The organism is Paenibacillus sepulcri (assembly GCF_042647105.1).
Classification (GTDB): Bacteria; Bacillota; Bacilli; order Paenibacillales; family Paenibacillaceae; genus Paenibacillus_Z; species Paenibacillus_Z sepulcri.
In genome coordinates this window covers 6177586-6201683 of sequence record NZ_JBHRUP010000001.1, presented here as the reverse complement: position 1 = coordinate 6201683, position 24098 = coordinate 6177586, and the positions used below count along the sequence as shown (strand labels likewise).

General features: G+C 51.0%; 17 protein-coding genes. 2 read left to right on the top strand and 15 right to left on the bottom strand.

All coding sequences use genetic code 11. The annotated features are described in order from the left end of the window. Positions 1 to 37 precede the first annotated feature (37 nt). The 4 genes from ACFOLF_RS27015 to ACFOLF_RS27000 all read right to left on the bottom strand — a co-directional run bounded on the left by ACFOLF_RS27015 (position 38) and on the right by ACFOLF_RS27000 (position 6705). The gene (locus ACFOLF_RS27015; protein ID WP_210045520.1) at positions 38 to 925 is read right to left on the bottom strand and encodes a carbohydrate ABC transporter permease; all 888 of its coding nucleotides are present in this window, start codon (positions 923 to 925) and stop codon (positions 38 to 40) included. A gap of 12 nt (positions 926 to 937) precedes the next feature. Continuing rightward, positions 938 to 1906: an ABC transporter permease gene (locus ACFOLF_RS27010; RefSeq protein ID WP_210045519.1), complete on the bottom strand. Its 969-nt coding sequence runs from the start codon at positions 1904 to 1906 to the stop codon at positions 938 to 940. Positions 1907 to 2352: 446 nt separating this feature from the next. After that, positions 2353 to 4560, bottom strand: a complete 2208-nt coding sequence (locus ACFOLF_RS27005; protein ID WP_210045518.1) for a helix-turn-helix domain-containing protein — start codon at positions 4558 to 4560, stop codon at positions 2353 to 2355. A 462-nt stretch (positions 4561 to 5022) separates the two neighbouring features. Further along, positions 5023 to 6705 (bottom strand): DUF4091 domain-containing protein, encoded by a 1683-nt coding sequence (locus ACFOLF_RS27000; RefSeq protein WP_210045517.1) that lies wholly within the window; start codon positions 6703 to 6705, stop codon positions 5023 to 5025. Positions 6706 to 7024: 319 nt separating this feature from the next. On the opposite strand from ACFOLF_RS27000, the gene ACFOLF_RS26995 reads away from it, so the two are divergent. Next, entirely contained in the window at positions 7025 to 7894 is an 870-nt protein-coding gene (locus ACFOLF_RS26995; RefSeq protein ID WP_210045516.1) for an AraC family transcriptional regulator, read from the top strand. A 130-nt stretch (positions 7895 to 8024) separates the two neighbouring features. Here the strand turns inward: ACFOLF_RS26995 and ACFOLF_RS26990 are convergent, their stop codons facing one another. From ACFOLF_RS26990 to ACFOLF_RS26975, 4 genes are read right to left on the bottom strand one after another with little or no spacing between them, the layout of a single operon-like run. Beyond that, entirely contained in the window at positions 8025 to 10667 is a 2643-nt protein-coding gene (locus ACFOLF_RS26990) for a GH116 family glycosyl-hydrolase (RefSeq protein ID WP_210045515.1), read from the bottom strand. Between the two features lie 18 nt (positions 10668 to 10685). Beyond that, positions 10686 to 11564, bottom strand: coding sequence for a carbohydrate ABC transporter permease (locus tag ACFOLF_RS26985; RefSeq protein WP_210045514.1), 879 nt, complete (start codon positions 11562 to 11564; stop codon positions 10686 to 10688). An 18-nt stretch (positions 11565 to 11582) separates the two neighbouring features. Further along, positions 11583 to 12476, bottom strand: coding sequence for a carbohydrate ABC transporter permease (locus tag ACFOLF_RS26980; protein WP_210045513.1), 894 nt, complete (start codon positions 12474 to 12476; stop codon positions 11583 to 11585). A gap of 59 nt (positions 12477 to 12535) precedes the next feature. Then, entirely contained in the window at positions 12536 to 13867 is a 1332-nt protein-coding gene (locus ACFOLF_RS26975) for an ABC transporter substrate-binding protein (RefSeq protein ID WP_210045512.1), read from the bottom strand. 356 nt (positions 13868 to 14223) lie between these two features. Between ACFOLF_RS26975 and ACFOLF_RS26970 the strand changes: the two genes are divergently transcribed. Continuing rightward, positions 14224 to 15210, top strand: coding sequence for a LacI family DNA-binding transcriptional regulator (locus tag ACFOLF_RS26970; protein WP_210045511.1), 987 nt, complete (start codon positions 14224 to 14226; stop codon positions 15208 to 15210). Between the two features lie 81 nt (positions 15211 to 15291). Here the strand turns inward: ACFOLF_RS26970 and ACFOLF_RS26965 are convergent, their stop codons facing one another. The 7 genes from ACFOLF_RS26965 to ACFOLF_RS26935 all read right to left on the bottom strand — a co-directional run bounded on the left by ACFOLF_RS26965 (position 15292) and on the right by ACFOLF_RS26935 (position 23955). Then, a complete protein-coding gene (locus ACFOLF_RS26965; protein ID WP_210045510.1) occupies positions 15292 to 17295 on the bottom strand; it encodes a beta-galactosidase in 2004 nt (667 codons plus the stop codon). 27 nt (positions 17296 to 17322) lie between these two features. Continuing rightward, positions 17323 to 18150 (bottom strand): carbohydrate ABC transporter permease, encoded by an 828-nt coding sequence (locus ACFOLF_RS26960; protein ID WP_210045509.1) that lies wholly within the window; start codon positions 18148 to 18150, stop codon positions 17323 to 17325. After that, entirely contained in the window at positions 18147 to 19031 is an 885-nt protein-coding gene (locus ACFOLF_RS26955) for a carbohydrate ABC transporter permease (RefSeq protein ID WP_210045508.1), read from the bottom strand. The genes ACFOLF_RS26960 and ACFOLF_RS26955 overlap by 4 nt, the downstream gene beginning before the upstream one ends. 96 nt (positions 19032 to 19127) lie before the next feature. Further along, positions 19128 to 20432 carry an ABC transporter substrate-binding protein gene (locus ACFOLF_RS26950; protein ID WP_210045507.1) on the bottom strand — a complete coding sequence of 435 codons (1305 nt, stop codon included), beginning with the start codon at positions 20430 to 20432 and terminating at the stop codon, positions 19128 to 19130. 101 nt (positions 20433 to 20533) lie between these two features. Continuing rightward, positions 20534 to 21595: a response regulator gene (locus tag ACFOLF_RS26945; RefSeq protein WP_210045506.1), complete on the bottom strand. Its 1062-nt coding sequence runs from the start codon at positions 21593 to 21595 to the stop codon at positions 20534 to 20536. After that, the gene (locus ACFOLF_RS26940; protein ID WP_210045505.1) at positions 21596 to 23377 is read right to left on the bottom strand and encodes a sensor histidine kinase; all 1782 of its coding nucleotides are present in this window, start codon (positions 23375 to 23377) and stop codon (positions 21596 to 21598) included. Positions 23378 to 23580: 203 nt separating this feature from the next. Continuing rightward, a complete protein-coding gene (locus ACFOLF_RS26935) occupies positions 23581 to 23955 on the bottom strand; it encodes an IDEAL domain-containing protein (protein WP_210045504.1) in 375 nt (124 codons plus the stop codon). Positions 23956 to 24098 lie beyond the last annotated feature (143 nt).

Here is a 24098-nt window from a genome sequence, read left to right as displayed (position 1 = left end):
GGATATATTTTTATCTGGTCCATCATGCTGCAAGCAATCAGCCTTTCACTGCGCCCATTACGACACCTTTCACGAAATACTTTTGAATAAACGGATAGATGCATAATATGGGGAGCATGGTGATCAGAATGCCGGCCGCTTTCATGCTTTCCGGCGTCGGCATCAAAGATTTGTCGAAATAATCCATCGTGCTGCTCATCATACTCGCGCTCTGCTCAATGACCAGCTTTCGGATATGCACCTGTATGACCTGCATCTCGGATGACTGAACGTAAATCAACGAATCAAACCAGGAGTTCCAGTGATTCACAGACACCCACAGGCTGATGGTCGCAATCGCGGGAGCCGCCAGCGGAGCCATAATCTGAAAGAAAATACGCACATCGCCGGCCCCGTCTATCTTCGCCGATTCCTCCAGGCTCTCCGGGATTGTCATAAAGAAGTTCCGCAGGATCAGCATGTAGAAGGTGTTGAATAGAAACGGCGGCGCCAGGATATAAACCAGCGGATTATTGAGCAGCCCCAAATTTTTAATCAGAATGTAGGTCGGGATGAGACCGCCGCTAAAAAACATCGTGAAAATAAAGAGAAAGGTGAACGACTTTTTGAATGGAATTTTTTTGGAGAGCGCATAAGCGGCCAGACACATCAATATAACCGCTGCAGCCGTCCCTACCACCGTGCGGCCGATTGTATAGGCATAGCCCGTGTAAATATAGGATTGGTTGATAAACCCTTCATAAGCTGCCCAAGTAAAGCCCTGCGGCCAAAGAACAATCGAGCTGTCCAGCGCCGCCATCCCTTCTCTGGTGCTGACCGAGAGAACAAACAGGTACCAGATGGGATAAAGGACCGACAACGAGAGCAGCACCATGCCCGTATAATTCAGAGCATCAAACCAGGTGAATTTAATCCTGCCTGACATGGCTGACACCCCCTACCATAGTCCAGCTTCGCCATATTTTCGAGCCAAGCGATTGACAAGCAGGACAAGCCCCAATGCAATCACATTTTTAAATAAGCCCACCGCTGCCGAGAAGCTGTAATTCATTTGCACAAGCCCCACCCGGTATACATACGTATCCAGGATATCTCCCACTGCATACACAGCAGGGTTATACAAATTGAAGATTTGGTCAAAGCCGGCATTCATGATATTTCCTACATTAAAAATCATCATGATGACAATCACATTCGCGATCGACGGCAGCGTCACATGCCACATACGCTTGAACCGGCCGGCGCCGTCGATGGTAGCGGCTTCATAGATCTGCTGATCGACGCCGGCAATCGCGGCCAGATAGATAATGGATCCCCAGCCCACGCTTTGCCAGACATCGGAAGCAATGAGGGTCGGCACGAACCATTTTCCGCTTGCCAGGAAGAAGATAGGCTTCCCTCCAAGCAGGACAATAATTTCATTGACAAGCCCGGAAGGGGAGAGCAGCTCCACCATGATGCTGCCGATGATGACCCACGACAGAAAGTGGGGCAAATAGGTGATGCTCTGGATAATTTTTTTGAACCTTCCATGGAAAACCTCGTTAAGCAGCAAAGCAAGCACAAGTCCGGATGTGTATACGAAGATTAACTTAAGAAAACTGATGATCAACGTATTGCGCAGGACCCGGCTGAAATCCGGTGAATCGAACATCCTCTCGAAATGAGTAAATCCAATCCATGGACTGCCGATAATGCCCTTCATGACGGAGAAGTCCTTAAAAGCAATCGTCACGCCGTACATCGGAATATAATAAAAGATTACATACCAGACAACCGCCGGCAATAAAAACAACAGCAGGACCTTGGTTCGTTTGATGTCCCTGATTACTGCCCTGATCTTGTTCTCCCCTCTAATTGCTGCGGGAGAGGCTATTGCTTCGATTCCCTTCTCCAACTCAACCATGGATGTCCCTCCTTTCCCTTAGAATCTGTTATGAACGCTCCACCACCTGGTCTATCAGCCCCAATGCAACCGCATTCATGGATGTTGATGATCCAAGCGCTGTGGATCGAACAGGCCGGATGCGGATGTCTTCCGCTGTCTCCTATTCAAGCAGGATTCATCCGTTTCGACAATAAACATGATTCCTCGGTATGCACATTGTTCTTCGTCCCTATTCATAAACCCGGAAAATCCAGCCATTATCAGGCATTTCGGCTGCTGATTCTTCCAGTAAGCGGACTTTTATGTGCATACTGCGAAATATGTGCATGGCCCTGGGAGCGAATAGAGGCATTCGGTCGCGGACATTTACGGTTTGCAGCGCAAAAAACCTCCTTCAAATGCTTGGTGAAAATCATTTGATGAAGGCTCCTGCCAAGAATACATAAATCAATGACGGGTTTATCTCACTTTCTGAAATCTCCCGGCGTCACTCCAACCACTTTCTTAAAAACCCTGATAAATGAAAAAGAGTGCACATAACCAACCTTCAGCGCGATAACCTGCACGGAGTCCGTTGTTTCCATCAGCAGGCGCTTGGCCGCTTCCATCCGGACATGGACCAAATAATCGATGAATTTTTCCCCGAATTCTTCTTTAAACAGCTTGCTGAGAATACGCGTGCTCAGATTGAACTCTTCACTGAGCTGAAGAAGCGACAGCTCCGGATTAGCGTAATTAACGTCAATCCATTTTCTTACCTGGCGAATCGACTGACTATAGCTTTTTTGCTCGCGTATTTGCTGCAGATAGGATTGCATGCCGGTCAGAATAGATGTTGACACCATCCTAAAATCCTCCAGAGTGTCGAAGCGGCTTAGCTTGTCAGCCAGCTCCGGCATCCATTTCTCCTCCCAAATGCCGGTTCGTCCGCCATGCTCCGACATCTTTTGATTGAGGTGATACAGCAGATAGTTAAGCACCCTCAAAATATCTTCACGGGTAGAGAGACCGCTTTGAAGCTCATCCATGAACGAGGAAAACAGCTGCTGCCAGTTCTCGCCGCCCATTCGGTAATGGTGAACAAACGCCCGGATCAATTCCATATAGCGATACAGATCCCCTGCGGGTCTATCCGGCAAGTTCCGGTATTGAATCACTGCCCCGTTCCCGAAGAAAGGTTTGTGATTCAAAGCATCCAGCGCATGCCCATACAATTGGGGGAGCTCGCTTGCTTTGTCAGCGTCCCCCCCTATACCAAACGTAACGGTAAACTTCAGATTTTGCTCGGACCAGCGGGCTGCCCTCTCCCCTAAATCGATCATCGGTCCATCGCCGCTTTCCGTCCCGACCTCCGCTTCTTTTGCGAAGTAGAGAATTCCAAGCTGGGATGCATGGATCCATTCAGCCCAAAGCGATCCTCCGCTTTCAGCTGCCATCTCCTGAACGGCACTGTAAATGACATACTTCAGAAGATCCTGCTCCCGGTCTGTATACTCGCGCATAAAATCTGCAAAGCGGTCAATTTCCATAACGGCAAACACGAAATGATCAAATTGACTGGGAAGGCTCAGCCGCCGCATTTCCTTCTTCCACTCGTCGACGGGCTTCGAAAATCCCTCTTCCAGAAGCTCCATGAATAAATGATGGCGCAGACGGTGAGCATCATATTCAAATTGCGATTGAAAAATTCGCGACTGCTCCAATAGCTTGTCGACAGCCATGTCGATCATGCGAATTTCGTCCTGACCGCCGCCGCGCTCTCCCACCATGCTGCTGATTCGATTGAAGATCGACTCGATCGGTTTATAATTTCGGCGTGTGACGTAAACGATCGAGGCCAGTCCCAGCAGGATCGACACAAATCCGATCCCAATCCAGACGTACGGAAACGACGAAAGCAAGCCAAACCGGTATTTCGACTGGACGCCGGTTGAAATTTCCCAATTCGTATAGTCGGATTGGACGCGGGAGATGACTTCACCGGAATCCGCACCTTCTTCCAAAGTCGTAAAGATCAATCCCCCATCCGCATCCAGCATACGTACAAAACTGATGTCCAGCTTGGACATATCCGCTACCATCTCCCGAAGGACATCCACCCGTATATTCACGACAATCACACCGTCTCTGCCTGTCTGGAACGGTGCTTTCCTTATCAGCGTAACTACCTCCGTCGATGCCGGACGCTTGCTGTCCTTATAGACGCGTTTACCGCTCCAGGAGGTTAATGAATTTCCTGCCATATGCTGAAGCAGGAAATCCCGGTCTTCAAAATCGTCAATATTAGAGAAAGCGCTTTCAGTTACAACTTGTCCATCCGAATAACGGTAAATATACAAGGAATCAATAATTGAAAAATTGAGAAGCAGATTGTTCAGCTTTTGGTTCATCCGGTAAATCGTGTAGGGCGCCTTTCCCTGCTCATCGAAAAATTGCCGAATGGTCTCGTCCACCAAAATATCCCGGATGATGACCTTATCGATCGGTTGAAGGATATTCTCAACGGATTGATCGAGCTGCTCACCGATAATTTCGATCGATTTGATAGTGGAGGTTTTGATATATTCACTTAATGCGAAGAAAAATACGAGGAATAGAACGGATGACAGCATAAAAAAGATTGGCAGGTAAGATAGCAAGGTCTTATAAAACCAATGTTTCTTCATCCTCATCGTACATTCTCCGGCTGATAGGCTGTAAATTCCATGAATAGTCCCTTTCTCTCCATGAGTTAATGACCCTTTTTAGCTACATACGCGAGCGCCTTGTACTAGGAGACGGCAAGAAATAGGCTGCCAGGAGCAGATTGATCAGATTCTCCCAATAACCCGTCAAATCGAAGCAAAACTCATTCCGGGAGCTAGAAGCCAAGTCTAAAATGAAAACGTATACTTCCTTGTATTCAAGAAAAGAGTCTGCGCGAAGGCAGACTCCTGTAAGCAAGACAATTAATAATATTATATCATCTCGTCAAAGGATAGACAACATGAGCATTGTTGTTCTTCTGGGTAGGATCCGTCAATTATTCTCCATCGTCTGGTAACGGCGTCAGTAAAAAACTGCCGTTGCTTGGCACCGGCAGTCTCGTCATTCCTATAAGCTATCCCCTTGGTAAAAGGGTCTATTCATTCCCTTCACCCGAGCAGCGCTGCAATCCGGCGGTTGATTCGCTCCCTCGTTCCCAGCAGCCAGGCAGCCTCTACGGGGTAAGTCTTGAAGGTTATCGCTTCCTCCAGCTCCTGCTCCATGACTTCCAGCGCAGCGTCTCTGCCGCCAAGCCGCCCTAGCAGCTCGAGCGCCCGCTGATCCTGCAGCGCTTCATAGAACACCTCCCAGCGGATAGAGTCGATGGGTCCCTCCGCTCCCGGATACACGGCGAAAGCGTCACCGGATGGAAAAGCATATTCCGCATCGGTAACCCGGAACGGATCGATAGCGCGGACCGAATGCCGCGAATACCAGAAGTTATACCCCCAATGCAGGAATCCCTGGATGCCGAATTTATAGAGCTGCAGCCCCAGCACGCGGTTGCGGGCCGAAGGCATGCTGAAGAAACGGTTCGAAACCTCTTGATGCTGGCCGCAGCAGTAATAGGTCCACAATGGCTTTACATTGTTCTCCAGAAAAGGAGCGATATGATCATTGGATGGAATCGGTACGGGAACAAGTCCATGATCGTAGAAGGCATAATCCGATAGCGCCTCAATAAATGCAAATTCAGCCAGATGCTTCTTCAGAATGCCGCTGGCCAGCCGGTAAGCCTCCAGATGATCGGCATTCGGCTCATCCGACACATGAAAATAGCTGTTCTTCTCAAGACCTTGCCCGCGGATAAACTGTACAAGCCGGGGCAGAAACTGATCCAGGAACCGCGTATAGGCTTCGCCTCCCGCTTCTGTTTCCCAGCCGAAGATCCGTTTCTCCTCTCCCTGCACGGAGGCGACAATCTTCGGCGCATGCTTCGCGCCCCACTGTGTGAACAGATGGGAAAATTCGAAATGCTGAATCCCCTGTTTATGGCACATATCGATCCAGCGCTTCAGCAGCGTGAAGTCAAATACATATTCATGCCCGGCTGTCTGCTCCACGCCGATCAGCTGCACGGTCGGGCGTTCGCCCCCGATGGCTGTATCTAGCGGCGGGGTAAACAACGGAGTAAGCAGCATATTTACGCCATGAGCGGCGGCATTATGCACATAACGCTCAATCAGCCGCCAATGCTCCTCGCTGAATACCTCAACTCCGTATTGGGTTGCCAGACAATCGCAGTGAAACCATTCCGTGTGCAGCAGCTCCTGCTCAGGCAGCTCGGCCTGCACGATCTCCAGCTTGAACTGCTCCTCTCCCAGCAGTTCTCCGGCAGCATTCTTGAACCTGATATCGATCGGATACGAGGTTGTTTCTTCCGCATATAGAGGCGCAGCGCTCTCCGGCCTTGAGGGCAGACTTACAGTGATCCATACTGCACGCCACTGGCCGGCAACCGCCTTCAGCCCGTCGCTTAACGGGTACAGCGGATCGGGAAACAAGCCCGGCGTCGTACGCAGGTAACGGTCATCGGGATTGGCGTATACAGGCATCTCCGAAGGAGCAAGTCCCACGGAGCGAATGGTCATATAGGGTAAGAGCGGCGAATCCGCCTCTACACGGAGGTCGGCAATCGTTGTGCTGGAGCGGTAAGCGATCTGGAAGGAAAATACCTCCTTCCATAGAGCGGTTCCGTCTGCTGAACGTTCATCCTGAAGCTCCGAATCGGCAAACACCTTTGCCAGCGAGCTTAAGGAGCGTGTTTCAAAAGCTGTCGTCGTTTCCTTCATGGGCATAATCCCCTTTGTCCAGTTAGAATCCGTATGCCGCCCCCGAGCCCTGGATCAATCAGGGAAGCTCCGGTCAGTTATTATGGCTTCATCTTAACAATGGGGGAGCCTGTCGGCAATCTCAAAATATTAAACCATTCTATAACAGAATTGACCTTGCGGAAAGGAATGTCCATCAGCATCCCATGTATTCTTTTCCCGCATATGTTAGAATTATTGTGATACAATCATATCGCTGCCATTCAAATATAGAACAATATTATTATGGAACAAGGAAGCTGCGCTACGCCTGATGAGCGTATTCGCAGGGAGGACAATCATGCTGAAGCCCGATTCATTCGCGTTCCGTTATGCCGAGCCGCTTCCCTATATGCTGCTGGATTCCATGGGCTGGCAGAGCGCAAGCTCCGGAAGCTATGGGAACAAGGGGCTTAAGCGGACAGACCATGGCCATGTTATTTTTCAATATACTTTAAGCGGCGAAGGGATAATCGAAATGGAAGGACAGACCCATACCCTGCAGGAAGGCAAGGCTTTTATGGTGAAGATTCCAAGCTCCCACCACTACTATTATGCAGGCGGGCAGGGAAAGCCATGGGAGTTTGTCTGGCTGAACGCCAAAGGCGAGGACGCCGTCCGCATGTGGGACCGTATCCTCGCCAGAAGAGGGCCGATTGTATCGCTGCAGAACGAATCGCAGCCGGTGGCGCGGTTTTGGGAGCTGTACCGGGCCGTAGCCGTTGAACGGATATACGAATCCGCTCCGCTCTCGCAGCTGCTGTATGGATTCATGCTGTCCCTGCTCGCGCCGGATACATCCATTGCTCCTGGTCCGGAGTCTCATCCGATTATTAAGAAAGCAAAGGATTACATGAAGTATCACTATGCCCGCAATCTGTCGCTGGAGGACATCGCGTCGCAATGCGGCATTTCCCGATCATACTTGTGCCGGCTGTTTCAGCATAAAGAAGGCATCTCTCCATTGGAATTCCTGCGCCGCCGGAGGGTGGAGGCTGCCGTTACCATGCTTCGCCGGACCGCTGTCAGCGTGCAGGATATCGGCAGAATGTGCGGCTTCGACAGCCCCAGCTATTTTGGCAAAGTATTCCGGGAATACCTGGGGCTGTCTCCCCGCGACTATCGGACCGGGAAGCTGGATCATCCATATGACACGATATTTCTGGAATAGCTCTGCAATTGGCCGTATTTCCCCAACCCTCCTGCATTGATTGGCGTGCTGCGGCAGACAGAATTCGCAGACTCGGCCGGTTCATCACGAATACTGGCCCTGCAGGATGCAGGACCAGTTCATGAACCTTCTACGATTCTAATAACATCTGTAGAGTCGAATGGCGGTCAATTTCTATACGGTCCTGGAATGTAATCAGCCGGTCTGTTCTATTGAAAGGAACAGCCGCTCCGCCGCACCGGATCTCCGCAATCTCCCTGCCCTCCAATAGAGCGCTCGCAAAAGACTGCAGCGCCAAACTCCCGCGTTTGACCTCCAATTCGAGGACGCCTCCCAGGTGACGGAACTCTCCCCAGCCTTCGCTCAAGCTCCAGAAGAAGCTGAATTCGTCCTCATTCAGCTTCGGATTAAACCCGATATGTCCCTTGGTCATATCGTATTCGAATCCGCTGAGCGCGAGCAGCAGACCATACGAAGCCATAGAACGCACATAATTGCTGCCGCATTCGAATTCATTCCACGGATTGCGCTTCTCTCCGTCATAGCGGTCTCTGATGGCCCTGACGGCGGTTAAGCCTTCCTCCACAAACCCCTCGTAAATCATATGGCAGGCAGCCTGATACTCGAAGCCGTTCATGCACTCGTCAGCGTAAGGAACCGGAACGACAGGACTGTTATTATCAGGCCAGGTGCAGATTAAGAGACCATCCTCCTCGTTGAGCGCATAAATCCGGCAGGCGTTGGGATAATCGCGCATACACTCGATAAAGTTGTTGTCATATATTGATTTGACCGCCTGCTTCACCTTGCTCTCATCCAGCACATAACCAAGACCGACGATATGGGCGAACCATTGGCCCAGCACCTGGTCAATGCCGCAGCCTTCGCCAATCTGATATTTGATTTCACCCGCTTCTTCATTCCAGTAGGCCGCAGCGGCTCCGAACGGTTCCAGAACCGTTTTGTCCTTCAGATCGACCAGCTGGTGAAAATATCTTCCATTATATAGATGCTCATTCGCCCACTCAGAGCCGCTGGCGAAAATCCCGTTATATTCGGCTGTTTTCTCCGGCTCTCCCATCGCTTCCGCCATCTCGGCCGCAGCCTTGAGCGCTGTCAGATACATACTGGTCAGCCATGAATTCGGACCGAACAGCTCCATGTCGAGAGTATGATGCTGCCGTCCCTCCATCACGCCGTCCTTGTCATAATCCCAACGATTCTCATTGGTCGGCTCCCATGCATATTCAAGCGCCCGCTGCACCTTCGGCCATACCGAGCGAAGCCACTGATGATCGCCGGAGATCTTCCACTCCCGATAGGTCTTGATGATGCCTCCCATCTGTCCGTCTGCCGCAGCGAAGAAGAAATTCTCCCTCGTTGTCCGCTCGGCTGGAAGAAACAGCCGGAAGGCCATTTTGCCATTATCGAATTGAGCGTAGCTATAGTCAATATTGCGCATCGACCGGGCCAACGCCGGGAACAGAAAAGCCGTCGCCTGCTCATAATTCCATACATGGGTGCAGGAGCCCTCGCAGGAGCCTTCATTCGTATGAACGCCTTCGAAACCATACAGCGTTCCATCGGTCAGTCGCAGAACGGTCGGCGATTTCAGAATGGAGATGTTGCCGGCAACGGCGTCCAGCACATAATCCGGCAGCGTCGAGCGGAACAGCGTATCGCGGAACAAGCCGGATTCCTCGCGCAGCCGGTCATATTCAGTCAATACATACTGCGCGGTCTCGGTCGAGTCCGCAAACCGGGTCGCGTAATAGTTGGTCCAGGAAGGATTCCTGCCCGCATCCGCATCTCCCCTGTCTCCGGGATTCCAGAAATTCACACAGTTCGGGAAGCTCCAGCTGATGACGAAGCGGAATACCGCTTTCTCACCCGGCGCGATGCTCTGATGCCCGCACAGCAGCCCGACATCCTGATGCTTGTTATGCGAGCTGCCGGCATCCAGTTCCTGGGGATTGTCGTAATGACGCTCCTGCAGCCGCCCCGGCGTAACAAAGTCCTTCCAGAACACCGTCAAATTATCAAACCAGCTTCCGCGGTACCAATACGATTGATAGCTGGTATCCGATTGGTCGGTTGCCAGCGTCAGGTCGCCGAATTCCGGCGAATCGGCCTCGTAATGAGTGGAAGAGAACGTCATCGCCGGATTGCTGCCAAGCTTAATTTTCTTATTGACCGCTCCCTTGAAGAATGGATTCGTCAGCACGCCGGCCAGGCTGATATCCAGCGTATCCGCCGTCTTGTTCGTCACTTCGTATTCAAAAATGGCGCAGGGAAGCGAGGAGTCGTGGTCATTCAGCGGAATAAAAGGATTGAATGCCGTCAGCACAACCCCGATAGGATCGCCGGCATCTGCAAAGGAGATTTCCGCGAAGGGATACTCTCCCTTGAACGCCGTTTCCGAGAAATGGGGGAAGCCCGTCAGATTCTCGCGTCTTGGCCCATAGCCGTAGCCCTCGTATTTCCCCCTGCCCTCTCCCATATAAGGCGCTTTCAAATCGCCATGCAGCACTTTCGCAAGCTTCACCTCTCCGTTATGCTCAGCCTTGACCGTGAAGAAGGAGAAACCGTTGTAGCTAAGCTTATTGGGGCGGTTGTAAATTTCCCAATCGATCAGCCGCCCATTGCCGGCAAGTCCGATGCTGCCTGCGCCTATCCCGCCGAGCGGAAACGAAATCTGTCCCGTTCTGGCGCCGGTGAAGGTGAATTTCTTGTCTGCCGGGTATAAGCTTTGTTCAAAAGTTTTCTGCATCATAATAGCCTCCTCATCTGATTACAACTTTAATCCGCCGGTGCTGATTCCTTCAACCAGATATTTCTGGCCCGCTATATAAAACAGAAGCGGAATGCTGAGGGACATTGCGACTCCCGCGAGAATCGCGGACAAATTCCCCTGGACAAAAGCTCCGCTCAGAACAGCCATTCCGATCGGCAGCGTCATCTTCTCGAACGTATTGAGAAAGATGAGCGGACCGAAAAAATCATTCCAGGTTCCGATGAAGGTCATAACGGAGGTAACTGCGACAGCGGGAAAAGCCATCGGCATAATGATCTTCAAAAAGACATACATCCGGCTTGCCCCATCCATATAAGCAGCCTCGTCATAGGTAGTGGAAACGGTCATCATCAGCTGCCGGATCAGGAAAATCCCCAGCGGATTAATCAGCCCCGGCAAAATCAACGCCCAATGCGTGTCAACCATCTCCAGCTTCGACATCAGAATAAAACGCGGGATGACGGTCACCTGGGCCGGAATCATCAGCCCCGACAGAAAGACGAGAAACAGCAGATTCCTTCCCGGGAACCGGATTCGTGAGAAGGCGAAAGCCGCCATGCTCGAAATGAGAATATGCCCGGCTACGATAATCAGGCTTATTTTCATACTGTTCAGAATGAAATTCAGAAAAGGCACGCGGATGAACACTTCCGCGTAGCTTCCCAGATGAAAGCTGGTCGGGAAAATAGCGGGCGGCAGCGAGAACGAGTCCTTGGGCAGCCGGAAAGAAGTCGAAATGATCCACAGGAAGGGAGCCAGCATCAGGAAACAGAGCAGCAGCAGTCCTCCGTCCAGCAGCAGTCTCTCCCATCCGGTGCGGCTTACGCGTTCCCGCTTGGGCGCAAGCCCCACTCCTGTTTGAACATTCGGTTCCATAAGCATATCCTCTCCCTCTTATTCCTGATCATAGTAGACCCATCTTTTACTGAGCGAGAACTGGAATACCGTGATCAGCAGGATGATCAGGAACAGGCTGAGCGACAAGGTGGAGGCATACCCCATATCCTGATTTTGAAAAGCCACCTCATAAATATACATATTGACTGAACGCGAGGCGTCGCCAGGTCCGCCGCCCGTAATCAGATAAGGCTCATCGAAAATTTGCGTCGCGCCAATCAGCGTTGTCACCAGCACGAAGAAAATCGTAGGCGATAGCATCGGCAGCGTAATGGAGAAGAAGCGCTGCAAGGGCCTTGCCCCGTCAATCTCGGCAGCCTCGTACAGATTTGCCGGGATATTTTGCAGACCGATAAAGTAGAACAGGAACGCGCTGCCGATCCCTTTCCAGAAGCTGTATACCGCAACAGCCAGATATACCCAATGCGGCGATTGCATCCATGGGATCGGATTAATCCCGAGCAGCCCCAGGAAGTAGTTCAGTATGCCAAAATCGGTGTCAAAGATAAACTGCCAGGCAACGGCAACCGCCGCCGAGGTAGTCAGCACCGGAAAATAAAACACAGTCCGGTACAGGTATTTCCAGCCATTGGCGATCTTCCGGTTCACGGCCAGTGCCAGCAGCCGGCCCAGTACAGCATGGAGCGGCGTCAGAATAAGCACATACTTGAGCGTATTGCCATACATCTCCAGCAGCCTGCCATCCTGAAAGAACTGCCTGAAGTTATCCCATCCGATCCAGGATGCCGGCGTGATCACATTGTATTTGGTAAAGCAGAGATAGATGGATACTACAACCGGCTCCCCGATAAATACAGCGAAAAGCAGCAGCGCAGGAGCAAGGAAGGTATAGCCCGCGATAGCATCCCAGAGCGTCCGGTTTCGTGTCATGCTTCACGATCCTTTCTTGGTAAGCCGCGAGCCGGTACGGGCGTGCCGGCCCGCCCTGCTTATTTTTTCAGAATGACGTCAATCTCCGCCTTGGCCTTCTTCATTGCGGTTGCGGCATCGGATTGGTTTGCGAGAATCTCCGACATATACCGGTTGAATACCCCTTCGATTTCGGCATACTGCATCGGCGCCTCAACCGCTTGGGCAATATCGGCGCTTTCCTCAAACACCTGCCAGTTCTCGGCCTGCGTAGTCGGAAGCACTTCCTTCATGACCGAGATCCGGGTCGGGATCGACGTATTGGCGAGCGTTGTTTTTTGAGAGAACTTCCCGCTCAGGAAAGCGGACAGCTTATACGCGGCCTCCGGATATTTGGACGATTTCAGCACCGGAAACGCGCCGGAGCCGAAGATTACTTTGTTCGTCTTGAAGGTCGGCAGCAGCTGCAGGCCGATGCTGGTGAACTTGTTCTTGTCATAGGAGGCGAACGGCCATTTGCCTGCCGCATACATGGCAACCTGACCGCTCATCAGCATTTGCGTGGCATCCGTCTTGGGACCCGGAACCGGCGCGACTTTATATTTATAGATCAAATCCTGAAAAAACTGCATGATCTCGATCGCATTGGGATCGTCCAGCCTGCTGGCCGTCATGTCTTCATTCAGGATGCTGGCATCATTGTTGTACAACCAGGCTGATGCGCCGAAGTAAAAATTCGGAATGGCAAACCCGTATACCTTCCTGCCGTTCTTATCCGTTGTCAGCTTCTGGGCATATTCCAGAAAATCATCCCGGGTCCAGTCCTTGCCTGGCAGCGGCAGGCCCGCCTCCTTCAGCAGATCCGTGTTGAAATGCATGACGATATTGTTCCAGTCCCACACAAAGCCGTAAGTCTTGCCGTCCACGACAAATGGAGCCTGCAGCTTGGGATGAAGATCGTCATAATCGTCCAGCGCTTCCGGATCTACTTCCATGTAAGGATCGAGCGGAAGCAGAAGATCCTGCCTGGCGAACATCTGGATGCCTTCAATGGCTACCCGGATGACATCCGGCGGGTTTCCTCCGGCAATCATCGTTTGAATTTTGTTGAAATAATCAGCCCAGCCCTTGTTCACCACTTCAATCCGCTTGACCTTAATGTCGGGATAAAGCTTATTGAATTCCGCCAGGATGACTTTAAGCTGGGCGTCGGATGCGTCGCCTTTGCCCCACACCAGCGTCAGTTCAGCTTTCTCGCCGGTCGTTGAATTCCCTGCAGCCTCACTATCTGCGGTATTGTCCCCGCCAGTGCCGTCGTTCGTTTGATTGGTTGTCGTACCGGACGAGCTGCAAGCGGCAAGCATTGCGATTATCATCATAATCAGAAGAGGAAACAGCAATAATTTCTTCAAGATGAACACCATCCCTGCTTGAATTTAGTCTGACCCCCGTATAGGTAGACGTCATTGAAGCTGCGGAGACCAGCTGCTTTCGTTCACGTGCACGAAATTAAACAAAAAAATATTATAACCTGCTTGAGGGAGCGTCCTCCCAATTTCCAGAACAAACCACATACACCAATTTTCATATTACGTTCACGTGAACATTTTGATCATAGCACAGGCTTTTTTTCATGTAAACGTTTTATTTTTATCGCATAAGGACCGTTTGAACGCGAAATTTGTCGGTTTTCCCGGCTGTCTTGACCCCGATATTGATCTGCGTTACGATAAGTCAAATTGATACTACAGCGGAGGCAAAGCCCGTCATGAATGTTACCAGTAAGCAAATTGCCGAGCTATGCGGAGTTACCAGAGGAACGGTGGACAGGGCGCTGAACAATCGTCCCGGCATCCGTCCGGCTACACGGGCAAAAATATTGAAGGTGGCCGAGGAGCTCGGTTACCGCCCCCATTTCCTTGCTCAAAGTCTTGTAAAAGGACATACAAAAACGCTTGGGATCGTGCTGTTCGATATTCAGAACCAGATTTTCTCCCAGTTATTTCACGCCTTCGAAGCCGAGGCTCGAAAGCAGGGTTATTTTGTCTATCTTGTCCTGTCCAACCGCAGCAAGGAGCTCGAGCTCGAATATATCAACAGTCTGCTCGACCGCAAGGTGGACGGGATCGCGCTGCTGTCCATCAATGAGGGCAAGAAATTCGAGTCCGCGCTGCTTAAATCCCGTACGCCCATTGTCACCTTCGGCAACCGCATATCCGGGCCATTCCCCTACGTCTGGCTGAATGACAAGCAGGCCATCAGCGACGCCGTCGATCATCTGGCAGGCCTTGGATACCGGCAGCTGATCTATGTCAGTCTCCCGCTCCGCCGCCGGGGGGAGGAGAATATCTATGTTCCCGAGCAGAGATACGCCGGACTGCTGGAGGCTTGCGGAAGAAACCCGGACCTCGGCTTCAAGGTCGTCATGTCCAGGGAATATATAGCGGAAATCTCAGCTCTGTACGAGCAGTCCCGCGGGAAAATCGCGATCCTCTGTTCAAGCGATATCTATGCGCTGGAGATCCTGAAATGGCTAAAAGCCCAAAAGATCCGTGTGCCGGATCAGGTTGGGCTGATGGGTTTTGACAATATCGATATTCTGAATTACGTCAATCCGGCCCTTGCGACCGTGGATTACAATGTGAATGAAATCGGCGCCCGTCTGGCTGATACATTAATTGCACGGATTCAGGGCCGCGACGTCCCGGATGAGTCGTTTATCCGGCATGCCATCGTCCCCGGCGAATCTCTTTGAAGGTTCGGTGAAAAATCGTGCTGCGCATGGAGAAACGTCTTCCAACACTCGCAAGTGTTGCAAGCTGGCAGCCGGGCCGCACTAGCTCCGCTCTTCCAGAATAGCAAATCCCCAGCGGTCAAGCGTCAGCTCCTGTCCGCTCTCAACCGGCTTGCCCGAAAGCAGCTCCTGTGCATCGGCAAACGGGCTGTTAAAGCTTGCCGGCTGATCCGAATAGTTAAAAATATAGCGGATGCGGCGGCCAAGCTCATTCATTCCCGACTTGATAATCAGCGGGAATGCCAGCTGCTGCTCCACGCTCCATAATCCCGCTTCCCGGACAGCCTGCTCCAGCAGCTTGGCTGTTAGGGCAGGACTCGGCAGACAGCCTATGTAGGTGGCGCTGCCTTTCCCGTAATGATTGCGGGTAATGGCGGCATATTCTCCCCAATGCGGATGATCGTAATATGCGAGCACCTCCGCCGAATGCGGGGTGATCAATTCCATCCAGGCTTCAATCACATTGTCCTCTTCCCCAACCTGATAGGGATCGTCCCTTAAACCGACCTTGCGGGGCTCGGCAAACATGCTGTAGGAGATTCCGCAGGCTTCCCCGATCATCCCCGGCTGAGCGGTTGTGCGAACCTTCACATCCTCGTCGGCAAAACCGCTTTTGAACGTGTAGACGATATGGCCGCCTTCCCGGACAAAAGCATTAAGCTTCTCCAGCAGCTCGCTTGGAGCTGTATAAAGCGCCGGTACGATCAGCAGGGAATATTCCGCCAAATTGCTGCTTCCCGGATGCACAAAATCGCATTCGATATTCATCCGGTACAGTCCATCGTAGAGACGTCGGACAATATCATTGTATTTGAAGCCGCCTGGCAGCTTGAACCATTCCAGAGCGGTCAAGGACTCGTTGCTGACCAATATTGCAGCTCTGTTACTTTTCTTCAGGTTGATCAAGTGAGTGCTAAGCCGGCCGAAATCCCGACCGATCGTTCCGGCTTCATTGTACACCGGATTAGGCTGAAAATCGTGGCTGAGCAGCCCCTTCCAGTAAGTCTCGAAGGAATTATGGATGGAATGCCAATGCCAGTAAGCGACCATATTGGCTCCCGAAGCCAGATGGCTGAACGCCTGCAGCCGGAGCTGACCCGGATAGGGAACCCAATGGGCGAAGGCCTGGGCCTGCGTCTCCATCACCAGATAATTGCTCCCTTTCAGAGATCGCGCCATATCGCCGCCGAACGAAATTTCCGTCCCGGTCAGCTCATCCTGCGAGGGATGATAAATGTCCACACCGGCAATATCAAAGGTCTCCGCAGCGGCAAAATGATCCACATCCGGCTGAACGCCGTAGGAGTAGCCCCGCCATTCAAAATCGAAATTTTGCGTAACAAATTGACCCGCCTGCTTGTATTCGCCTACAATCGCCGCCTGCCAGGCGAGAAAATCCGTTACCAGCTTGCGCTGGAATCTGGCGAATTCCGCCCCCAGACTGCCGTTGACCGTCCCTATTACGGACGGGAAGTCTTCCCAGCCGTTGATCCGGTTGCTCCAATAATCCAGCCCGAAGCGGCGGTTGATCTCATCCAGAGACTTGAATTTATCCCGCATGTATTTGACAAAACGAAGCTGTACATTCGGTCCCGAGGTGTGATAATGCTTCGTTTCGTTGTCCGTCTGATAGCCGATCACAGCGGGGTGGGCGCTGACGCGGGAGATCAGCTTGCGGATGATCCGCTCCGCGTAGAAGAGATAGACAGGATGGGTGATATCCATGATCTGTCTTGCGCCATAACGCCCCGGCCCCTTCTCCGTTTCCGCCAGCACGTCCGGGTGCTCGCGAACCATCCATGTCGGAACCGCATAAGTCGGCGTTCCTACAATAACGGCGATTCCCGCCTGATGCATCGCGTCCAGCACCCGGTCGACGGAGGAGAAATCAAATATGCCATTTTGCGGCTCATGCGTGCTCCAGGTCGATTCCGCGATCCGCACTACATTGATACCCGCCGCTTTCATCATTTCAATATCCCGGTCGAGCCTTTCATATGGCATATACTCATCATAATAGGCCACGCCGTACAACAGCTGCTTCACACTGCCGCCCCCTTCAATTCGCACCGTTTAGCCCTTAATGGCGCCTTCCGTAATTCCTTCCATGATGAAGCGCTGGAAGAAGGCATAGATGATAATGACCGGAATCGCCGTAAGCACCAGCGCCGCGAGAATAAGCGACCATTCCTTGTTGTATTCGCCAAACAGCATATTGGTCGAAAGAATGAGCGTATAGCGCGTGACGTCAGTCAGCATCAGCAGCGGAAGCAGGAAGTCATTCCAGATCCACAGAAAATCGAGAATGGCGATCGTCACCGTAATCGGCAGCAGCAGCGGGAAAATAATGCGGAAATACGTCTGAAACTCGCCGCAGCCGTCTATATGCGCCGATTCCTCCAGCTCCCGCGGAATCGATTTGACGAAGCCATGATAGAGAAAGATGGCCATATTGACGCCCAGCCCGATATAGATCAGGCCAAGCCCTGCGGCGCTGCCCTGCAGATGCAGGCTTTTGGCCACCCGCGTCAGTGATATCATGATCGAGTGGAACGGCACCAGCATGGAAGAAACGAACAGGAAGAAAATAAAAGCGCTCAGCTTGCCAGGCGTTCTGGACAGCTTGTAGCCTGCAAGACCGGCCGAGAAAACAATCCCGGCGATGCCGATAACAGATACAATGACCGAGTTGAGGGTGCTGTTCAGCAGATGAATCTGCGTGAAGGCCTGACTGTAGTTCTCAAAGTGCAGCTTGGTCGGAAGAGACATAACCGAGCTGAACATTTCCCCCTGCGTTTTGAACGAATTGATAAACGCCATATAGATCGGGAAGAAGGATATGGCTCCAAGCACCGTGAGGACGGCATTGATCAGAATGGAAGCAGACCGGTTCTTACTCATGACTCCACCTCTCTTCGCTTCGTGACGCTGATTTGAATGATCGTAACGATCAATACGATAATAAACAAAATGATCGATTTGGCGCTGGCATAGCCATAACGGAAGTTGTTGGAGAAGGCTTCCTCGTAGATATTCATCGTAATGACCTGTGTGCTCCTGCCAGGTCCGCCGCCTGTCAGCCCGTATACGACCTCAAACACTTTGAAGGCTCCGTTGAGCGTCAGGAAGAAACAGATGGTGACCGCATGCGTAATCATGGGGAGCGTCACGCTTCTGAACCGCTGCCAGGCATTGGCCCCGTCGATGACCGCCGCTTCCTTCAGCGATTGCGGAACGCCCTGCAGGCCTGCCAAATAGATAATCATCATATAACCGACACCGTTCCATAGGGAAACGATAATAATCGAGAAGAAGGAAAACTTGGGATCGCCGATCCAGGATTGATCCATGAAGGTCAGGAATGTTTTCTCGGCAAGCTGTGTTGTGACCTGCGTGAAGATAAAGGTCCACATAAAGGCGCCGATAATCATACTGATCATATTAGGCATAAAGAATAACGTCCGGAAGAACCCTTTGGACCTGGTCCGCGATTCGATAAGTACAGCCAGAAACAGTGCAAAAACATTTTGCAGTACAACCATAAACACAACATACTTCAATGTAAACCACAAAGAAGTCAGAAAATCCGGGTCATCCTTGAGCGCTTCAACAAAATTGGTAAGCCCGACAAAATCATAGGTCGGGTTCAGGCCATTCCAGTCCGTAATGCTGTAATACATGGCACCCAGCATCGGAATCAGCAGAAAAGCGGTATAAAGGATCAGAGAAGGCGCCAAGAAACCAAACAAAGAGGCATACCTTTTAACTTGCTTTGCTAACATGTTCCATCACCTCATGATTGGAGTCGCACACTTTGGAAAAAGGCGGAAGGGAGCTTAAGGCCCGGGGGACTTTGCTCTCTTCCGCAGCGGATTGGCTTATTTGTTTACTTTGTTGAAGTCCTTCCAGGCTTTATCCAACGCTTTAATCACGTCATCCTGCGACATTTGCTTCACAAAATAGCTTTGCAGCGCTTTGCCGACTTCATCCTTAACGGCTTGCGGCATAACCGGATCCTGATAGGATTTGCCATCTTTCACATAGACCATGGCATCATTTACCCAAGGATACGTTTCAAACGTATGGGATTTGGCAACCGGATTGAATTTCAAGCTTTCATAAAATGCGCTGGAAGTCTTGTCATCCAGTACATAGTTCAGGAAATCAAGCGCGTACTCTTTATTTTTGCTTGAAGGCGATACAGCCAGTGCCGTTGACGTACTCAGATCGATTCTCGTTGCATCCGGGTTATCGTTAACCGGCAGCGGCGCAACGCCGAAATCAAAATCAGCTTTGGATTTGAGAATCGTATCGGCGAACCATGGACCTTGGATCCACATGGCCGCTTTGCCGGCTGCAAACGCTGCTGCGCCGTCGTCTCCGTTAACTTCCATCGCTTTGTCCGTACCGTTCGCATTAACCAGGTCGATAATGTTGAACATATCCTTCATTTCGGCAAAAGAACCTTCGTCCTTATTCATCTTGTCGATGAAATCCTTGTGATCCGTACTGACAAGCGCGCCTACCGAAAGCGGCAGGAACAGCTGCGGAATCCAGGCCTCCTGATAGGAGAGGAGGAACGGCGTGATTTTCTTCGCTTTGAGTTTTTCGACGATCGCCTTCATTTCCGTCAAGGTTGTCGGAGGCGTGATGCCGTTGTCTGCGAAGATTTTCTTGTTGTAGAGGAAGCCCCATGCCAGAGATTCCATCGGAACAGCTACAATTTTATTATCAATCGTTACAGAAGGCTTGACGCTGTCCAGCAGCTTGTCGGCAAGCGGCTGATTCGTCAGATCTTCCAGGTATCCGGCCTTGTAGAAAGAAGGTGCCTCATTGACCGCGTGAAGGCTGAAAATATCCGGGGCATCATTGGATGCCATACGCGTTTTCAAAATTTGTGGAGCGTTATCCGAGTTCGGCATTTCCAGCTGAACTTTGATATCCACATTTTTTTCCGCTTTCTCTTTGGCTACAAAATCATTGATGTAACCCTCGTATTGCTGCTTGAAGCGGGGCTGGCCAATAAAAAATTTAAGTGTGACCGATTTTGGCTTGCCTGCGTTCGCATTGCCTCCATCTGCTGCACCATTCGTATTGTTATTTGTGCCGCCACCGCTGCCGCATCCTGCCAACAGACCGACAGACAGAGCCGTGCTAAGTACAATACTCCATGCTTTTTTCATCTGTGAAGACCTCCCTGACACCTGATTTGAATACGGTTTCATTGTAATACTTAAATGAAAGCGTTTAATTGGACGGAATTATCCTTTCTCTTTGCACTTTATTAAACTTCATGCGTTCCTTTGCGCAATTCTCCCGGGGCAATCCCATGCTGTTTCTTGAATACTCTGTAGAAATATCCCAGCTCCTCATAGCCGCACATCTCGGCCACTGTCTTGATCGGGATCCCCTGAAGAATCCATTCCTTTGCCTTTATCATTCGCACCTGCTGCACGTAATCCGTCATATTTTGTCCAAATTCCTGCTTAAATATTTTGCTTAAATACTCTTTCGATACAAAAAATGAGCGGGCAACCTTCTCCAGCGAGATCGACTCGGCAAAATTGTAATCGATAAAGGTTTTGATCTCATCCAGATTCAGCTTATTGCGGAATTTCCGCTGCTGGATCAGCAATTGCAGAGAGGTCAAATAACGCTCGCCCAGCTGCTGGACCATCCCTTCAAGACCGGGCAGCATGAGCTCTGAATCAAACTCCACCTGGCCAAGCTCAACGGAATTGCTCACCATCAGCTCCTTGAGATGGGACAGGAATTCCTGGTACAGCTGTCTCATCCAGGTTTTATCGCTATATCCCGCCGACTGAAGCTCCTGCAAAAAGGCATCCAGCACATGTCTGATTCCCTCTTCATTCAGCTCATGGTAATGAACGGACAAGAGCAGCTTGTACCGTTTGATCAAATGAAGAATATCGGCGTCGAAAGGAACATATCCGCCTGATCCTGCCGGCTCGGCTTCCAGCTCCGCCTTGCATTTGCCCAGGGCATGGTTGAGCTCCGCCGCATCGATCGGCTTCAACAGATACTCGTTGACCTTATACCTTATGGCATGCCTGGTAAACTCAAAATCATCGTAGCCGCTGACCACAATAATTTTGATTTCCGGATGGCTCTCGTTCAAATATTTCAGCAGCTCCACGCCGCCTGCGCCCGGCATATGCATATCGGTAATGACAAGCTGCGGAGCAAACATCTGAATCAGCCTTTCAGCCTCCAGCCCATCCTCAGCCTCGCCTACAATTTCCATATCAAGCTCCTGCCAGGAGCCGAACCGTTTGATAATATCTCTTGTCCACTGCTCGTCATCCACGATAATCGCCCTGATCATTTAGTTCTCCCCCATTTCCGTCATTGGCAAATAAATTCTTACCGTTGTTCCCAAGCCCAGAACGCTCTCCATCGTGACGCCATAGTCAGGGCCATCATGCAGTCTGATTCGCGCTGCCACATTGCTAAGCCCGATATGATCACCGCTTGTCCCGATTGAATCCGCATCAATCTGCAGCTTGCGGTTCACCCTGTCCAGCCTCTCTGCGCTCATGCCCTTCCCGTTATCCTGAACGGTAATAAGCATCCCCTGTCCGTACCTGGCGGCCTTCACCGTCAATGTCCAGCTTGACGACTTCAGATCAAAACCGTGTATAAAGGCATTCTCGGCGATCGGCTGCAAAATCAGCTTCGGTATCTGACAGATCTCAAGGCCCGGCTCCACCGCGATCTGCGTCACAATCCGGTTGGGATACCGCTGGCCTTGAATGAACAGATAATTGCGCAGATGATTAAATTCCTTCTCCAGCTCCACCCATTCATTCGGCTCGCGGATGACGTATCTGAACATATCGCTCAGTGCCTTGATCACCGCATACAGGCGGTCCGGCGTCTGCGAGAAAGCCATTCCGCCGATAAGCTGCAGCGTGTTTTGCAGAAAATGCGGGTTGATTTGGGCCTGCAGCGCTTTCAGCTGCGCTGTTTGCTTCTCCAGATTGATGCTGTACTCCGTCTTGATATGATCCCGTATCCGCTGTGACATATTGTACATTTTGAGCTCCAGCAGCCCGATTTCATCGACCCGTTTGGTAGGCGAGATATTCTCATCCTTCATGAAGCTCAGATTCTGCATGGACCGGGCCAGCTTCACAATCGGTTTGGACGAGGTCCAGGCCATAATAATGGCAATCGCCAGGGACACGACAATGGACACGGCGCCGACAATCAACCCGTATTGCAGCGTCGTTCTGGCGCTTTGATTGATTTGGGACATCGGAATCATTTTGACCAGCTTCAGGCCCCAGGGATCGAGCGTATCGTAGAAGACATAATTATCCTTGGTTTTGAGGTAGCCCGGACCGCTGCCCATCTGCTGCAGCAATCCTTCCACGTCTTCCTGCTTCTGTGTGCCGCTGGGCTGAAACATGATTTTGCCGGCCTGATCGGCTATGAACACCGTGCTCTCAAGACCCGGATTAATCAGGTCCATGGCATCAGCGGTTATTTTCCAGTTCACCTTGAGCGTGACAAAACCCAGCTGCTCTTTCGTCTCAAAACGGTTCAAGCTCCGGGTCAGCTCAAAATAGCCTGGGGTTTCCGTGCTGTTCTGAATCAGATAATCCTCTTTGCCGGCAATCATCCGCAAATACATGTCCGGGATATGAGGCGGCGTTTTGATCGCCGTCTGCATCATGCTGATCTTGAACTGCTTATGATTCTTCAGCATATACAGCTGGATATCGAACAAATTCTCATTCGCCGAATAAGAGACGGAGGTAATCGTGTCAATGACTTCCTTTTGCACATCGTACAAGCTCGCATTGCTGGTTTCATCCAGTACACGCAGATATTCATTAAGGGCAGGGCTGATGAAGATCGTATAAACAATGGTGTTGAGCCCGGACAGCTCCTGCTCCAGATAATCCCCGGTCCATCCGATTCGTGACAGATTCGATGCCAGCACCTCGTCCTCCATGGAAGCCCTCGTGTTGTCCGTTGCAAGCAGCGTCACAATGATAACCGGCAGCACCGTGAGGACCACCATGATCAGGATCAGCTTATTGCGGATGCTTTTGCGGAAAGGCCCCGTTATTGCGATATAAACGGATTTCAAAAAAGCCATATTGGACCTCCTCGTAAAAATATGCGCCGAAATATCCTGGTTCGTATGCCGCTTTTTTTCGGGCCTTCCTAACATAGCACAAAATTGAAAAAGCCGGGAGTCGTCTGTAAAGTATCCCCAAATGAAGACACAAAAAAAATCGCCAAGTATAATACTTGACGATTGACTAGTTTGAGGTTATTTTATTACCATACCGTTGGTCCTTATTTGATGTCATAAAGCCCGAGACGGTTGGTAAAGGATGTATGGATTCTGGGAAAATTGCGGCTTTCCTGAGCGTTCTGTTCGGCTGGTTTCAGCTTCGCGGTCAGCTCCGTGAACCAGGCTTCGTCATGCGTTGAAAGAGCCAAGTCGATGAGGTTCAGTATTTGCCCGACATCGTCAAACGAGGCTACCGGTAAACGCTTCAGGCCATGCTCACGAACCGTGATCGATTTCCCAACTGCTTCTTCATTATCGGATTTAACTACCATCAGCTTCACTATTCCCTGCTGCCCGTCCATGGATTCAATATAACCATGAATCAATTCTCCGTTGCTCGTATTCGCCTGTACCCAATCGCTTATTTCAAATGTCATCTACAACACCACCCATCGTGAAATTTACTAACAATCTGTAACAAACTAAGTTACACCTGTCTAGACAATTTGACGACTCACAGCATGATGCTGAATTCCCGTCTGGTATTGTCTGGCATACTGTAATTATAACTGTTACAGTT

Excerpts from the sequence above, each read along its gene's own strand:
- ACFOLF_RS27015 (WP_210045520.1), bottom strand. The coding sequence starts at position 925 with ATGTCAGGCAGGATTAAATTCACCTGGTTTGATGCTCTGAATTATACG.
- ACFOLF_RS27010 (WP_210045519.1), bottom strand. The coding sequence starts at position 1,906 with ATGGTTGAGTTGGAGAAGGGAATCGAAGCAATAGCCTCTCCCGCAGCA.
- ACFOLF_RS27005 (WP_210045518.1), bottom strand. The coding sequence starts at position 4,560 with ATGAGGATGAAGAAACATTGGTTTTATAAGACCTTGCTATCTTACCTG.
- ACFOLF_RS27000 (WP_210045517.1), bottom strand. The coding sequence starts at position 6,705 with ATGAAGGAAACGACGACAGCTTTTGAAACACGCTCCTTAAGCTCGCTG.
- ACFOLF_RS26995 (WP_210045516.1), top strand. The coding sequence starts at position 7,025 with ATGCTGAAGCCCGATTCATTCGCGTTCCGTTATGCCGAGCCGCTTCCC.
- ACFOLF_RS26990 (WP_210045515.1), bottom strand. The coding sequence starts at position 10,667 with ATGATGCAGAAAACTTTTGAACAAAGCTTATACCCGGCAGACAAGAAA.
- ACFOLF_RS26985 (WP_210045514.1), bottom strand. The coding sequence starts at position 11,564 with ATGGAACCGAATGTTCAAACAGGAGTGGGGCTTGCGCCCAAGCGGGAA.
- ACFOLF_RS26980 (WP_210045513.1), bottom strand. The coding sequence starts at position 12,476 with ATGACACGAAACCGGACGCTCTGGGATGCTATCGCGGGCTATACCTTC.
- ACFOLF_RS26970 (WP_210045511.1), top strand. The coding sequence starts at position 14,224 with ATGAATGTTACCAGTAAGCAAATTGCCGAGCTATGCGGAGTTACCAGA.
- ACFOLF_RS26960 (WP_210045509.1), bottom strand. The coding sequence starts at position 18,150 with ATGAGTAAGAACCGGTCTGCTTCCATTCTGATCAATGCCGTCCTCACG.
- ACFOLF_RS26955 (WP_210045508.1), bottom strand. The coding sequence starts at position 19,031 with ATGTTAGCAAAGCAAGTTAAAAGGTATGCCTCTTTGTTTGGTTTCTTG.
- ACFOLF_RS26950 (WP_210045507.1), bottom strand. The coding sequence starts at position 20,432 with ATGAAAAAAGCATGGAGTATTGTACTTAGCACGGCTCTGTCTGTCGGT.
- ACFOLF_RS26945 (WP_210045506.1), bottom strand. The coding sequence starts at position 21,595 with ATGATCAGGGCGATTATCGTGGATGACGAGCAGTGGACAAGAGATATT.
- ACFOLF_RS26940 (WP_210045505.1), bottom strand. The coding sequence starts at position 23,377 with ATGGCTTTTTTGAAATCCGTTTATATCGCAATAACGGGGCCTTTCCGC.
- ACFOLF_RS26935 (WP_210045504.1), bottom strand. The coding sequence starts at position 23,955 with ATGACATTTGAAATAAGCGATTGGGTACAGGCGAATACGAGCAACGGA.